Source organism: Pseudomonas lurida (genome assembly GCF_013522705.1).
GTDB classification, from domain to species: Bacteria; Pseudomonadota; Gammaproteobacteria; order Pseudomonadales; family Pseudomonadaceae; genus Aquipseudomonas; species Aquipseudomonas quebecensis.
The window spans coordinates 51,408-65,194 of the sequence record NZ_JAAMRE010000009.1 but is presented as its reverse complement, the minus strand read 5'-3'; the positions used below and the strand labels follow the sequence as shown (position 1 = coordinate 65,194).

Here is a 13,787-nt window from a genome sequence, read left to right as displayed (position 1 = left end):
TTCCGAGAAAAGTAGCGGCGCCTTTAATAAAAAGACGAAAATACAATTTCGAATGGCTTGAACTATATTCGTAACGCGACTCACGGGTCAAAGAAATGGTGCCGACAGCGTCTGGGTATATCCGGTTTCATCCATTACTTACATATAGCGGCACGTTGCTTCGGAGTGCCGCTTAGCCCACTTACTACATTTGCCAATGATAAGTTAGCTGTTCAAACTTTCGTCGGCCTTTCCATCGCAAAAATTTTATTTGTTCGCTCCTTGGCTTGCGCAAACTCCTTGATTCGTTCTTTAAGAATGTGGTTCTCATGCACTAATGAAACGATCTTTGTGAGAGCTAAATGGTAATCTTCTTTAATGGTTTCAAACTGCTCCTGAGCGGCCTTCTTTAGTGCCTTTTGCTTTTCGGCATCGTGGGTGAAAGGTCGCTTTGATTTTTGTTGCTGTGCTGTCGATGCGGCTTCAATTGATTTAATGAGCCCAGCATGTTCTTCACGGCTTTTTTTGATCGATCCTCGCTTGCGACCTGCTTCAAGGGCAACGGTATCTTTGTTGATCGCGGAGCCTTTCGGCACATTGTGCGGCTTTCCCTCAATCAACCGAAAAAGCGCGGCCCTGTAGTTCTCAAGAGCACTCATAAAATCGCCTCCATCTTCTCTAGCAGACCGCGTTTCTCCAGCTTTTCGTATATCGCTCTGATCTCTAGCGCCAGTTGCTGGTGTAGTGGGTTTTTAGCAACAAATAGGGATTGCTCGCGCTTCAGGTTATTTAGACCTCGTTTGATATTCTTTAGACTGCGATCATCATCAAGAATTGATTTTTCGCAATCGATACAGGCAAAAATGCTGGTGAAGGAAATCTTGTCGCAGTGATCAAGATTCGTACAACCACCAATCGGGCTAGTTTTATAGGTCATTTCACCCTTTATGAACTTTATTTCTGTCGCAGATCTATCCGTCGTTATAATCAGCGGATGGCCTTTGTCTCGCGCCACCTGGATGCGATTGCCCTCACCTCCCCATAGGCGGCTAGACGTATTTATTACATTTTTCTCGTATTCTATATACTGAACTTTCTGACGCTCGTACTCCAACTCATCTAGCCATCCCTGAGCATCATCTGACTGAAGGAAGTTAACAGCAAAGGCATTACCTCTGCGATAATATGACGTCATTACTTCGGTTAGATGCTTGAATTGAAGCGCCAATGAGCCAATAGAGACTAGACCTGATCGGGCACAATAAACTGCGAGCGAACGACGGCATTGATGACTCGCCAACAGCCACGGCGTCCCCAATTTGACATCGGCATCGTTGCGCCAATCTCGAAAGCCGTCAAACTGCTCAAGTTCTCGGATATCCTCTTCTTGAACGACCAGCTTAGGCCATCGAGCGGTTAGTCTCTTTAATGAATGAACATTGCCGCTTGTGCTGATAACCGGTGCGCCCTCGTAGACTTGAACTTGTCCCCCCGGACCTGCCGTTAGAGGAGGGAATAGCGGGTATTGGCTTAAATCGGATTGATCATACTCATTCAGTATTGCAGCGATTGTTCCCACATGGCAGGCAGCAATAGTGCCTTTCTCCATTATTCCGGCTGTCATCCAAAATGTTGCTGTATGGTTTTGCCCAGATAGCTTCGAAGTATAGCCATGCAAAATCGTAATATTCGCATCGCGAGTTTTCATCGATTTATAGGTGTCAGCAGGCAAAAGTCTAGCTTCATTGTCTCGCATGCCGGAAAATAAATGTATCCAGTATTTTGCAGCGCATTGAATCTCACCAATATATCCGCGCAAGTCAACCCAATTGGCAATAGATTGTATTTCGAAAAAAGCACAAAGCCCTTGATGTGCAACTGCATAAGTCCAGGAAACAGAATTTTTGTAGGAGGAGAATCTCGAAGTAGATAGTCCGAATAGTATGTTGTTTTTTCGTAGTCTAAACAGTTCGACTATTGCGTCCGCGTTGGCATTGAAAGCATCTAACTCCTCGTTAAACGCAGTGATGAACGCTGCGTACAAGCGGGAAGGAATTATTTTGGTTTGCTGTGAGTTATGTCTTTGATTATTTGGGTGGTTATAAAGGGATTGCATGCGCTCTATTATTTCATAATTATTTGGAGCGAAAATAAAGTCGGGGTGCTTTGCTCGTATGCTAAATAGTTCTTTTATAAGCTTTAAAATTTCGGACATTTGTCCTGTTGGCATTGCTGCATAGCTCTGTAACAGCACTTTTTTTAGGTTTTCTTCATTGAATAACTCGCGTAAAGATATGTTATTGTTGAGTGCCAGGCGAGCTAGCTTCCTAGAAGATATTAATCCGACCGAGCTAGGCTTGCGGGGCTTGGGGTAACAATACAGGCGCGCGAACTGAATCTCTTTTAACTCACCGACAATCGTGTTTGCTGTCGGGTGGAATGAATCTGGAAGCCAGCTCACAAAGTTGTAGACACATCTGCCTTGCGCGTCATACATTTTCATATTCCATTCGTCATCTTGGTATCGGGAAACGACCGTCCCTGATGTCGTGCCGGAAATAATAAAGTCTTTATGAGTTGCAAGATATTGAGTTGCGCTGGTGTAGGTGTCGGGCAATTGATTTTCTTGCCACTGATTGAGTAGGAGACTGGAAATGTTACTCATGAAACCTCGCCCACAGTGACCAATGTGTCAAAGTGAATAGACCAGAATGGATCTAGGGCACCTAACTCGACCTCTTCACGCACCTGTCTAATAGTTTTATCGATTTTTTCGTCGGTGTCTTGTATGACCGACAGCACTTCATCAATACGGTGGCTGGTTGGGCCAAATTTAATTTCCCAATGTTCAACAGACAGCTGAGCCTTAGTTGCCTGAATTATATAACGCAACGACAAAAGGCGACGGATATCCTCCTCGTCTGCATGGACGGCATAAAATTCACAGAACAGACACGTTTCCGGGTCTCCACAAGCGGGCATGGGTGATCTTTCGGTAAACCCCACGGCGCGCTTAGGTTCGACTAAAGGCCCTTTTTCACACAGTCCCGTACCCGTAACGGTGTTGAGACTTTTTTCGTCCGAAATACGTACTGAAATGTGCTCTACAGAGCGCGTGCGATTAATCGCTGCTTGGTGCATAGAATCAAAAAATTCAGTCATCTCTGCTGCGAAGTCATCCAGTGCTGGTCTACTGTAATTTTGCCGTACGGTCTGTTCAGTATTGCTCAGCTTTTCTGCTGTTAGAGCCATGTCGCCGCCACTGTGTTTTACGTACTGGTAGCTGACATTTTTCCGCCATTGCGTTGGAGTTACCCAAGTAGTGTTGGGCAACGCACTGGCCATGAGCTTTTTTAAGCTATTAATGGATGTCGCCCCTATCCGGGAAACGCCGCTACTTTTGGCGCCGTCGACCGGAAAGACTAAGGAATTTTCTACGCCATTAAGAATCCACCGGCGCAACTCGAGATATTTTTTAAATACTGGAGCGAAGCGAGCACCAAATTCTGGATAAACGATTTTCCCATTCGCTCTGGCCTTTGTTCCAGAAAAACGATTTCCCTGCGTACTCGGTAAAATCTCTAGAGTGTCGACTTCAAGACGTTGAGCAATACTGAGGTTAGAGCCTGTCGCAGCAATAAAAGCTAGCATGCCTGCCACCCCGGCACACGTTCCTATCTGTCGCCTTAGAGATGATCGCATATCCTCATTGTTATTGCGAAAGCGCCGCCTGTTGTCATCGTAATTGGCTCTCTCAATTCGCGTTGCTGCGCTATTGTCTGCAAGCATAAAGTTTTCTTTAACCTGACTCCACGAAGGAAATGTTGAATGTTGAACAAGCATTCGTGCGAGGCTAATTCTAGCGGTTTTGGATTTTTCACTTTCGCCTATCATTGAATACAGATAATACGAATCCCCATCTGGAGAGACTAGATGTAACGGAAATTTACCACCCTCCACCAAAATCCTATGTGCTTCGTAAATGAAATTGACCAGTGATGCAAATGTTCGAGCTTGAATATCTATACTCGGAAGTTTTAAATTTGGGTGGCTGACCTGAACATCCTTTTTAGGAATGTAGCTAGATATAGCTTTTGCCTCCGGTTCACTCAGACCTGTTGCCAACATTAACACTGTACGCGCTCTGGCTTGCAGAACTGAAGCACTTGATTTCTTAATGGGCTGGCCATTGACGCGAGTGCTATTCATTCGATGTAACAGATGTCTAGTATAATCACTATAGGCTTTCTTCATGGCCTGCGTATCGTCAAAATGGTAGTTCTCATTTTGAGCGTCGATCCAGTCCAAATACAACTTTATCTTTGAGAAGTCGTCCAGTGCGCTAGTGTTGCGTTTCTGCCTCAAATGCTCGATAAGACCTTGGATGAACCGCAGTCGTGAATTATCGAGTGTAGATAGGTCAACTGGTCTAATTACTTTGTAAGGACTTTCTGTAGATCGACGCATATAGCAAAAAGAGCCGATGTCCAGATATCGCATGCCTTTGTCAGTAGGATTAGGAAACATTAAGACGGCAAACTGTGGATTAATGATCTCAATATTTGTGTCTGTTAGGTCAGTAATCACGACCTGGCGGCGGATTAAAGTATTGTTCATACAAGTTTGTCCGCTGCCATAGAGGTGTTTACATGCTCAAACAATTTTCCTTCAAATTCATGCTGGATGGATGACTTCCATTTCAGGCGCGATTTGTAGTTCAGGTACTGCATGGTTGTCTCTTTGTTACTATGTCCCATGCGTTGTTGGACATATTCCAGCGCGGCAGTAATATTTTGATCACCCATGTGTCGTAACTGGCTTTCAAGCAAATTCATCCCAAAAGTTGCCCGTAGGTCATGGAGTGTAAATTTTTGGAAGTCTGGGTTGGTAAGGTAAATACGCGGCAAAAGTATCTGTTTAATATGTGTTCTTAAGGCGGCTCCATCTTGGATGGTAGCGTCTTTCACTCTATCTATTAACCCTGCAGTTTTACTAATCTGTTTGTCCTGCCTGTCCAGAATCTCCTTTCTGCTGGTGTAGTACGGCACGCCATTTTTGCTCAAGAATAAATAATTATCATCAGTCTCCCCGTAGTACGAACGGCTTCTTCGCTTTTTTGCTTCCGAACTTTTGCTATAAGTCAGCATATCCTTAACAAGCCATCCGGGCACGAGTAACGTCATACGTTTGCCACGCTTCGTATCGATCAGTGTACCGGCCCCTATTGGTAAACGTAGATAACCGTTGCTATCTAGGCCACCCTGAAGATGTTTGATACGCAGCGTCCCGAGACTTTGAACTCGAGCTCCTGTGAACAAGGAGAAATAGAACATAAGCTGATATTCGCGAGAGGACTCAAGTAGCGCCTTCAGTACACACGATTGCTCCCTGAAGGTTAGCGGGCGCAGATCACCGCCATCATTGATGTACTCTGTGTGGCTTTGTTTTTTTTGAGACAAAATAGCGAGATTGTGAGAGTTGATCTTTAGGTTCTGAGTTATGCCAATTTCGGAAGTTACATTAATATATTTTGTGATTTCTTCATACGCCACACCTTCAATTGGCTCATGGTTAATCAGATTCCAGCGCATAATGCACCGGTAGAAATTAACGACTGCATTGATCCTTGCGCTGGCTGTGCTTATAGAAATAACTCCATCAGTCACAAAGTCAATCAATCGTTTCCTGTATCTAAAAGTCACCTTAAGGCGATTATTTTTTGGAAAATACAAATAATCTAAGCCTTCGTCTTCAAGAAATCGCAGATAGTCCAGCAGGTGGTCTGCAATTCCTCTGAATGTTCTCGACTCATACCTAGCTTCGTACTTGACCTTTGAGGTCAGGTAATGGTTGCCTATCGTCCAAGGCTCGCTATTGCCTTGGATGAGTATCGGAAAGTTGGGAAGATAACCATCTGAGTCCGTTGAAAAACCATAATCTGGTAGTCCATCCGGGTTGGCATCAATATGCGTTTCGAGAAAATTGAGTTTTAGTTGACGAAACTCAGGAATGAGGATTCGTCGGGCTTTTGAGTCGTAGCGCCCTTGTCCTGTTTTGCACTTGAACTGTTTTCCATTCATCACAGCTCACCCGAATCCGCGCTCTCTTGTCCATAATGTGATGTACTCGGATTAGGCTGTAAACAAATATACGTTCGGACTGTCGTCGAAGATCATCAGGGTGGACAAGTGCGCGAGGACCCGCGCAACCCCAGGCAAGCCATTGCAAAATCGCTCGATCTGCAGGCGTTCGCGGGCATAGCGCGCCAGGTCGTGCGCACTTAACTGCGGCGGTTGGGAAGCGATCAGGCCCCAGGGCGTAGGCGACCACACCAGCAGGTACATGGCCATGACTTCGGCGAAAGTCACCAGATGGTTGTCGGCGCTGCTGCTGGTGAAAATCGGTTTTTTCACCCCGCCGAAAAAGCGCTCGCGCAGGGTCTCGTTGCTGTCCAGTGCCGGCAGCAGGTCCGCGCGGTGATAGTAGCTGGCGCGATGCCCGTAGAGGCTGGCGCTGTCGTCCACCACCGCACCGTCCAAATACTCGTCGAACAACCCCAGCCGCGCAGTCAGGGCATGGATCGCCCGCAGCATTGGCCCGGCCACGTCGTCGGCGTACACCTGGTCGCCGCTCATTATGAGCAGGGCCGGGCGTTCATCCGGTGCGCGCGCATCGGCAAGCAGGCGATCGACGCAGAGCAAACCGTCGTCGGCGTGATGGTGGGGTTTACGGCAGGAGCCATGCACCAATTGGTGGAGGCGGCTGTGCAGGATGAAATTCGGCGATAGTGCCTCGCCATACACCAGGTGCGGTGCCCAGTGGGCGATGCCGAGGCCGTCAACCAGCAAGTCGTAGTCGATGACCACGTCCTGGGGTAACGCCTGGTCCAGCGGCACATCGATCAGGTGGACGAAGGCGTGGCGCCCTATGGGCACGACCTGACACTGACCTTGATCCAGCGGGATGTGCAGGACCTGGTCGGCCCACTGCAGCGTCAGGCTCAGGTCCAGCATGCGGCTGCCTGCCAGCCACAGCACCAGCCGCCGAGGCTCCAGGCGACGCAGTAAAGGGCCGGCGAGCACGGCGGGCAGGTTATCGGGGGGCAGCATCCAGGGAAACACTCCAGCCAGGCTTGAACCGGCAAGGTTAGCGCAGGAAATGTCAGCGTTTTGTTAAAGCAGAGGGGACGCAGGGCCGCATATTGCCCTGCGTACACCGGTTTAGAGCAGGTTGCCCTTGCCCAGGCTGTCCAGCGTGCCCTGGCGGCGTCGGGCGGTGCGTGAGGAGCCGTCGCACGCCTCAGGCACAAGGGTTGATAGGCGCTCATCCAGGCTGCGTTTTTTACGCGGCAGGGCTGCTGCCTCGTCTTGCTGCGCGGTGGGGTAATGAGCGTTGCCAAATGTGGAATGAATGGTGCCGAGCATAGTCACTCTCCTTCTGCCAGTGGGTGAGCTTCGCGATCGCGAAGCCGGACCCAACTTAGAGAGGGACGAGGCGGTAAATATATAAACGCCTCGTGGCAGAGTGTGACTGCGCACCCTTGAACCCACGCATTGGCTTGCTCAGGTATGCGAATCGCCGATCACTTTCGGCACTGTAAACCGGAACTCGCTGCCACGCCCCACTTCGCTTTCAGCCACGATCTCGCCGCCGTGGGCCTGGACGATGCCCTGGGTGATATACAGCCCCAGTCCGCTGCCGGTGGGATTGTTTTCGGTCTGTGTCCAGTAACGATCGAACACATAAGGCAACTGTTCGGGGGCAATGCCTTCGCCGGAGTCGCGCACCGAAAATACGATTTCCTCGCCGTTGCTCATGGCACTGATGCCGATATTGCCCTGGCGCGGGGTGAATTTGATGGCGTTGCCGATCAGGTTAGACAGCACCTGGAACAAACGCTCCGGGTCGCCATTGATCTGCAGGCCCGGCTCGGCGTTGAACGACAGGTCAATGCCTTTTTCCATGGCCAACGGCGCAAGCAAGGAGTAGGCCTCCTCGAACATCTGGCTCACATCCAGCGCCACCGGCTTGACCACATAGCGCCCGGCCTCGATTTTGGAGGTGTCGAGCAGGTCTTCCAGCAGCACATTCATGCGCCCGGCTGCCTGTTGCATGGTGTCGATGGCCGTGGAAATTCGCCGCGAAGTGTGTGGGCCCTCGGAGCTGAAGGCTTTTTGCATCATGCCGCAGAGCATGGAGATGACCGTCATCGGGTTACGCAGGTCGTGGGACACCACCGCCACCAGGTCATCACGGGCGCGCACGGCCTTTTGCTCACGCTTGACCTGGCGAGCCAAGTCGTTCTCAAGCGCTGAGCGACGCAGGTCATTGGCGGCGAACAGGTCGCCATGGCTCCATTTGGTCGAGATACCGGCCATCTCCACTTTCCAGATCTCAAAAGACGTGCGCGGACGCAGGCGCATACCGGCGTCGGAGTTTTCCAGGTCCAGCGGTTTTTTCGGGTCGCCGCTCCAGTTGATGTTTTCTTTGACTTCGGGGCGGAACCACAGCACGCCGTTGTCCACCGGCTTGGGCAGGGCCATGGCCAAGACTCCGCTGGCCACCTGCTGGAACTCGGCCGCCGGCGGGTACACCGCCGCCAGGTTATGGCTGGCAAACACCGGCTCGCCACTTGCCTGCAGCCATTTGTGCAAGGCACGGATCTGTGCCGGCTCCGGGCAATTGCCGTAGCGGTGCAGCTGTTTGTCTTCGATGATCGCCACGCCGCCCGCCAGAGTCAGGTCCATCAGCACTTGCGGCTGTTGGGCCAGGCCGTCGAACACATTGTTGTCCGAGGCTTTCATCGCCTTGTCCAGCCGCGCCAGGGCTTCGACTTTTTCTTCGCGCTGGTGGCTCAGGTCCAGGGCTTCCATAGCGCTGATCTGCAACGAAAGCACCTGGCCGATGGTCTGGCAGGCGGTACGCAGCTCGTTCGGCACCAGCAGCGGCGTGCGATTGCCGCAACTGATCAGCCCCCACAGCTTGTCGCCCTTCATCAGCGAGATGCTCATGGAAGACAACACGCCCATGTTCTTCATGTATTGGCAGTGAATCGGCGACACGCTGCGCAGGGTGGCGAAGCTCAAGTCCAGCGGCTCTCCGGTGTCCGGGCGCAGCTTGGGTACCAGAGGCACCGGCTCATAATCGGCGTTCGGGATAATGCGCAACCAGTTGGTGCGGTACAGCTCGCGGGCCTGCTCGGGGATGTCAGACGCGGGGAAGAACAGCCCGTTGAACAGTTCCATGGATGGGGCGGATGCTTCGGCGATTACCTGGCCGTGACCTTCTTCTTCGAAGCGATAAATGAGTACGCGGTCGTAACCGGTCATGGCCTGGATTTCGGTCACGCTGATGTCGTACAGCGCCGCCAGGGTTTTTGCCGACTGCAAGCGGCGCAGCATCTTGCCCAAATCACTGGTGCGACCGTTCAGGGCGCGTGGCTGGAAATCCTTGAGACGCGGTTCGAATTCCAGGACCAGCACGTTTTGATGGCGGTGCAGCAAGCCTTCGAATTGCGCGCCGTTAAGCGTGACGTGCAACGGCGGCGCATCGACAAAGGTGTTGTGTTCAGCCATGGCCTGCACGGCCTGGGCATGCTCGGCGCCGAGCAGGCTGTGAAGCGGCTGGCCCAACAGCGTTTCGGGTGCGTGGTTGAACAGCGTGGCGACGTTGGCGCTGGCCTGGATGATCTTCAGGTCCGGCTCAGACAAGGTCAGCAGCACACCATGAGGCTGGATCGCCCCTGGGAAACGAATGGGTTCGTCAGCGCAGTTGGCGAGCAGCTCTTCAAAATCGTCGGGTTTCATAGCAGTACCTCCTGGCTGTCGAGCCATCGCTCGAAGCAGCTGAATGTCGAACGCGCGGCGTCAACCGCGCGCTGTCGGGCCTTGGCGTCCAGCGCCTGGTTGCCCAGATAGTCGAGAAAATCTTTCCAGCGTCGGCCCGTCTCGGCGCCGTACACATCCAGAAACGCGCCACCGTTATCGGCGTCGATGCCCAGGCGACGAGCCATTTCCCGGCGCAGCACCTGGCCACCCAGGGTTGCGCCTTCGAGTACGTAGAGCGTGCCGAGACAGGCCGCCGGGGTATCCAGGCGAGGCAGCGCGGTGCAATACGGCAGGGCGTGGATCGCGGCGTCGTTCAGGCCCAATGCGTGCAGATCAGAAAGCAGTGTCGGGGTTTTCACACGCGAGGCGGCATCAAATCCGTTAGGAATACGGGCGCTGGCATACAGCGCCGCTTCCATCGGCGCGTAAAACCCGTGATAGGCCTGCAGCAGGCGCTGATACCAGTCGGCGTCGAGGCGCTCGGAAAAAAACGGCATGCGCTTCTCCAGCGCCACATGCAGCAGGGCAGTGCCTGTGCGTAACGCGTCAAGCAAGGAGGGCGCACCAACGTCATGGGCCTGAGAAAGCATGCAATAAGCTCGAACTGTGGGCCTGCCGGCCATGAATGACGCGTGGAAATGGGCGACGATTCTACACAAGTCATGGCCATTGACTGTACGCGCAAGGCGAAAAGCCTGACCAGCGGATCAGAAGAGTCGCTCCCTGCCTCATGACTGACCGTAAGGCGTACCGGTAAGTTCGGTTTAGGTGATATTGCAACGCTATCAGTGCAGCGACGAACCCTGCTGGGTCAGCGCCGTTTGCACACATTCGATCAGATGCTCGGTGCTCCATGGCTTGGGCAGGAAACGCACGGAACCGCCCAGTTCTTCCGCCATTTTTGTATTACCCGACGTCAGTACCACGCGCACCGAAGGCCACCGATGGGCAACCACGCGGCTCAAGTCATAACCATTGAGCAACCCTGGCATTTGAATATCGCTGACTATCAGGTCCACAGGGTCGTTCTCGCGTTCGAGGTAAATCATCCCTTCATCGGCTGAAGGAAACGACGTCACAATCGCGCCGAAATCCTCCAGCACATCCACCATCAACGCCCGAATAATTTCGTCGTCTTCCAATACTAAAATCGATGGCTGAGCCATGATCCTTACTCCACCATCAGGGTTCAGTTAGGTGGAGTGGAGCGCAGCGGTATAGGTTCGATTGGATGTGTCCCAAGCGATGGGTGGTCGTCCAGGGCGTCTAGGTTGGGGGTTCATGCCGAGGCAATTGCAGCACAGCGATAATCCGGATGGGTGTGCATGGCTGACAAACAGGCATAATCGCTTGCAACCGCCGATGTGGAGTCGCCCATGAAGTACGCCTTTCTGACCCTCGCCCTGATCCTCAACAGCGCCCCGGCCTTCGCCGCCGGGGATGCCGAAGCCGGCGGCAGACTCTTCACGAAAACCTGCGGCGGCTGCCACAGCATCGGCGAAGGCGCGCGTGGCGGTTTCGGCCCACAGCTCAATGGCATCATCGGCCGCCCCGCCGGCACCACTGAGGACTACCAGTACTCCGACGCGATGAAAAACTCCGGCGTGGTCTGGACCCGCGAAAAACTCGCGGCGTACATCGAGAACCCCAAGAAGGTGGTAAGCGGTACGCGGATGATTTTCTGGGGCATCAGCGATCAGGAGAAGATAGAAAATATCCTGGCGTATCTTGAGACGTTTCAGCCCAAGTAGGCATTTGTGCGGTCACACCGTGGGTGCGGGTGTTGACGGAGCGGTAGAGGAGGGGTTTTTTCATCGTCGTCCTTGGGCTGCTTTATAAGTGGCAATGAGCTGAGTAAGTAAAAACGTCAACATTGCGCATCGCACGCCAAATACAGCGATGCATTTCGTGGAAGCATCAACGAGGTGTGCTTACTGCGGTCAAGCGCGCTCGCACAAGAGCGCTGTTACTGGACCGCTTTGAGGTAATGCCTGAGTGCGTCGAGCGGGGCGTCGAGCTCCTCCAGTGTCGAGGCTTTTCGGGTGTCGACGGCCAATCGTTCCAACTCCCGTCCCAACACCGTCTCCTTTCCGCCCAGCGCCACCAGCGCCTGCGCCACGCATTCGTCCAGCTTAGTTTGAATCGCACGAAGATCACCCTGGCGCATCAGCAGACCGAACACTTCACGCTCATACGTAGCCATCACCGGGTCGTCGCGCACTATCGGGCTGCCGTCGTCGGTTTCGTGCACCAGCTTGAGGGCAAAGAGCGCAACAGCTTCCAGCGTCAATTCCATGGTGGGGCTTCCTCGGTGTTCGGGCGGAGCGCGATGATCACTGTTCTGACGCCGAAAAAAAAGGACCCAGACGTTTGAGTGACACGGCCTCCAAGGAACGATATTAATTAGCCATGTTCCAAACCGCCGTGCCAAGCTCGCGCAGCCATAAATGGACCGGTGCGAAGTTGAACCGGCGCACTTCATTCACTTACAGGGACGCAAATAATCATGCAGTCATCCTCCACTCCTGCTTCGTCCGACACGGGCGAGCTGATCGCGAGCTTTCGCCACGGCAAGGGTTTTCTGATTTTCAGCCTGATATTCGGCGTCGCGCTGTTGGCGCTCGCCGCGTTCGTGCTGTACCTGGGCACGATCCTGCCGCCGGGCAATGAAGGCCCTGTCGGCATTACGACGTCACGGGGCATGACAATGAACTTCAGCAGCGCGCAATCGGTGATCAACTTCACCAGTGGCCTTCTGGCCATTCTTGGGCTGTGCGTGTTCGGCCTCTACGCTTGGCACAAGAAATTGCGCAGTACCTCTTACGAGGTGTACGAGCATGGCATTGCGCGCATCAACCAAGGCCAGCGCGAATACACTCCGTTTGTAGAGATCCAGGACCTGTACCTGTTCAGCTCCGGGCAAACGGTGATGACGGGCTTGATCACTAACCTGGCCTACCGCCGCACGGCCGCCGAGCCCTTCCATCGCGTGATTGAAAGCCTCAAGGGCTTCCAGGAATTCCAGCAGATGGTGCGCGAGCTGCACGTACGTGCGCGCATGCCGGGTGTGCTGAGCACGCTGGAGTCGGGCGAGGCAGTGAGGTTCAATTGCATCAGCTCCGGGCAGGTGTGGGGCAAGCGTATGAGCGGCAATTTCCTCAAGATCACCACGGCGCCCATCCTGGTGAGTGCGCAGTGCCTGGAATACCAGGGGAGCAAGGTGCCGATGTCGATACTGCGCAGCGTCGACCTCAACGCCTGGACCGAAAAAGTGGTGGTCAAGGACGAAAACGGCAAGTCGGTCCTGTCGACCATCGCCACCGGCATCCTCAGCTACGACCTGTTCCTGCATACGCTCGACGCAGTGTTTACCAAAGAGGCTCAAGCGCGCGAGTTGGCGTAAGCCAGTCGCGTGGTCATTGATTGTGAATAAAGGGATTAAACGATGATTTATCGTGGTGCAGGCTGGCTGACGTTGTTCACTCCGGTGGCGATGATTTTATTGCTGATGTGGTTGTGGCCCGACCCCAGCGTCAAGCCCGGCAACACCTCCTTGATGCAACTGTTGGTGGGCGCGGGGATCGGCTCGGCCATCAACGCCGTGCTGGGTTTTGTGCTGAATCGGGAGGTTCATGAAGATGGCGTGCGCCACCACTTCTTTTTCCTGCCCATGCAGTGGCCGGCGCTGGTGTTAATGGTCGTCTGCGTGGTGATTGCGCTGTTCAAGTAAAGCTACCGGCCGCTCGGTAAGGGCGGTCGGGTTTCAACTGGTTCGAGGCTCACGCGATACGTGATGTCACGATCAGGTCCGCTCCCGCCGCTCGGTAGTGCCAGCCCGGCACGCTTGCGACGTGGAGCAACGCCGCATGGCCCGCCTTACCTAGAAATTCGCCAGCATCATTACAGTGAGTAAACCTGCGTTAAATGCTTGCCGTCACTCTTCAACTTGCTCTAACCAAGTTTTGAATTCGAGGGTTTGAT

General features: G+C 53.1%; 12 protein-coding genes and 1 pseudogene. 3 read left to right on the top strand and 10 right to left on the bottom strand.

Features of this window, described 5'->3' with window-relative positions:
• Positions 1 to 212 precede the first annotated feature (212 nt).
• The 9 genes and pseudogenes from G7025_RS10270 to G7025_RS10230 form a co-directional block, all read right to left on the bottom strand.
• Positions 213 to 638: a hypothetical protein gene (locus tag G7025_RS10270; RefSeq protein WP_181078706.1), complete on the bottom strand. Its 426-nt coding sequence runs from the start codon at positions 636 to 638 to the stop codon at positions 213 to 215.
• Positions 635 to 2,644 (bottom strand): hypothetical protein, encoded by a 2,010-nt coding sequence (locus G7025_RS10265; RefSeq protein WP_181078704.1) that lies wholly within the window; start codon positions 2,642 to 2,644, stop codon positions 635 to 637. Before G7025_RS10265 ends, G7025_RS10270 begins: the two co-directional genes overlap by 4 nt.
• Complete coding sequence (locus tag G7025_RS10260) at positions 2,641 to 4,596, bottom strand: hypothetical protein (protein ID WP_181078703.1); 1,956 nt, start codon at positions 4,594 to 4,596, stop codon at positions 2,641 to 2,643. The genes G7025_RS10265 and G7025_RS10260 overlap by 4 nt, the downstream gene beginning before the upstream one ends.
• On the bottom strand, positions 4,593 to 6,059 hold the full coding sequence (locus G7025_RS10255; protein WP_181078701.1) for a tyrosine-type recombinase/integrase: 1,467 nt from the start codon (positions 6,057 to 6,059) through the stop codon (positions 4,593 to 4,595). The genes G7025_RS10260 and G7025_RS10255 overlap by 4 nt, the downstream gene beginning before the upstream one ends.
• Before the next feature lie 81 nt (positions 6,060 to 6,140).
• Positions 6,141 to 7,088 (bottom strand): annotated as a pseudogene (locus G7025_RS10250) (alkaline phosphatase family protein); the annotation flags it as partial.
• A 111-nt stretch (positions 7,089 to 7,199) separates the two neighbouring features.
• Positions 7,200 to 7,403 (bottom strand): hypothetical protein, encoded by a 204-nt coding sequence (locus G7025_RS10245; protein ID WP_181078699.1) that lies wholly within the window; start codon positions 7,401 to 7,403, stop codon positions 7,200 to 7,202.
• A 138-nt stretch (positions 7,404 to 7,541) separates the two neighbouring features.
• Entirely contained in the window at positions 7,542 to 9,785 is a 2,244-nt protein-coding gene (locus G7025_RS10240; RefSeq protein WP_181078698.1) for an ATP-binding protein, read from the bottom strand.
• Positions 9,782 to 10,396 (bottom strand): biliverdin-producing heme oxygenase, encoded by a 615-nt coding sequence (locus G7025_RS10235; protein WP_181078696.1) that lies wholly within the window; start codon positions 10,394 to 10,396, stop codon positions 9,782 to 9,784. Before G7025_RS10235 ends, G7025_RS10240 begins: the two co-directional genes overlap by 4 nt.
• 195 nt (positions 10,397 to 10,591) lie before the next feature.
• Entirely contained in the window at positions 10,592 to 10,972 is a 381-nt protein-coding gene (locus tag G7025_RS10230; protein WP_181078694.1) for a response regulator, read from the bottom strand.
• A 210-nt stretch (positions 10,973 to 11,182) separates the two neighbouring features.
• Between G7025_RS10230 and G7025_RS10225 the strand changes: the two genes are divergently transcribed.
• Positions 11,183 to 11,557 (top strand): c-type cytochrome, encoded by a 375-nt coding sequence (locus tag G7025_RS10225; protein WP_181078692.1) that lies wholly within the window; start codon positions 11,183 to 11,185, stop codon positions 11,555 to 11,557.
• A 215-nt stretch (positions 11,558 to 11,772) separates the two neighbouring features.
• Here the strand turns inward: G7025_RS10225 and G7025_RS10220 are convergent, their stop codons facing one another.
• On the bottom strand, positions 11,773 to 12,102 hold the full coding sequence (locus G7025_RS10220) for a hypothetical protein (RefSeq protein WP_181078690.1): 330 nt from the start codon (positions 12,100 to 12,102) through the stop codon (positions 11,773 to 11,775).
• 210 nt (positions 12,103 to 12,312) lie between these two features.
• Between G7025_RS10220 and G7025_RS10215 the strand changes: the two genes are divergently transcribed.
• Both G7025_RS10215 and G7025_RS10210 read left to right on the top strand, forming a co-directional pair.
• Positions 12,313 to 13,209: a hypothetical protein gene (locus G7025_RS10215; protein WP_181078688.1), complete on the top strand. Its 897-nt coding sequence runs from the start codon at positions 12,313 to 12,315 to the stop codon at positions 13,207 to 13,209.
• Positions 13,210 to 13,251: 42 nt separating this feature from the next.
• A complete protein-coding gene (locus tag G7025_RS10210) occupies positions 13,252 to 13,536 on the top strand; it encodes a hypothetical protein (RefSeq protein ID WP_181078687.1) in 285 nt (94 codons plus the stop codon).
• The last annotated feature ends 251 nt before the right edge of the window (positions 13,537 to 13,787 follow it).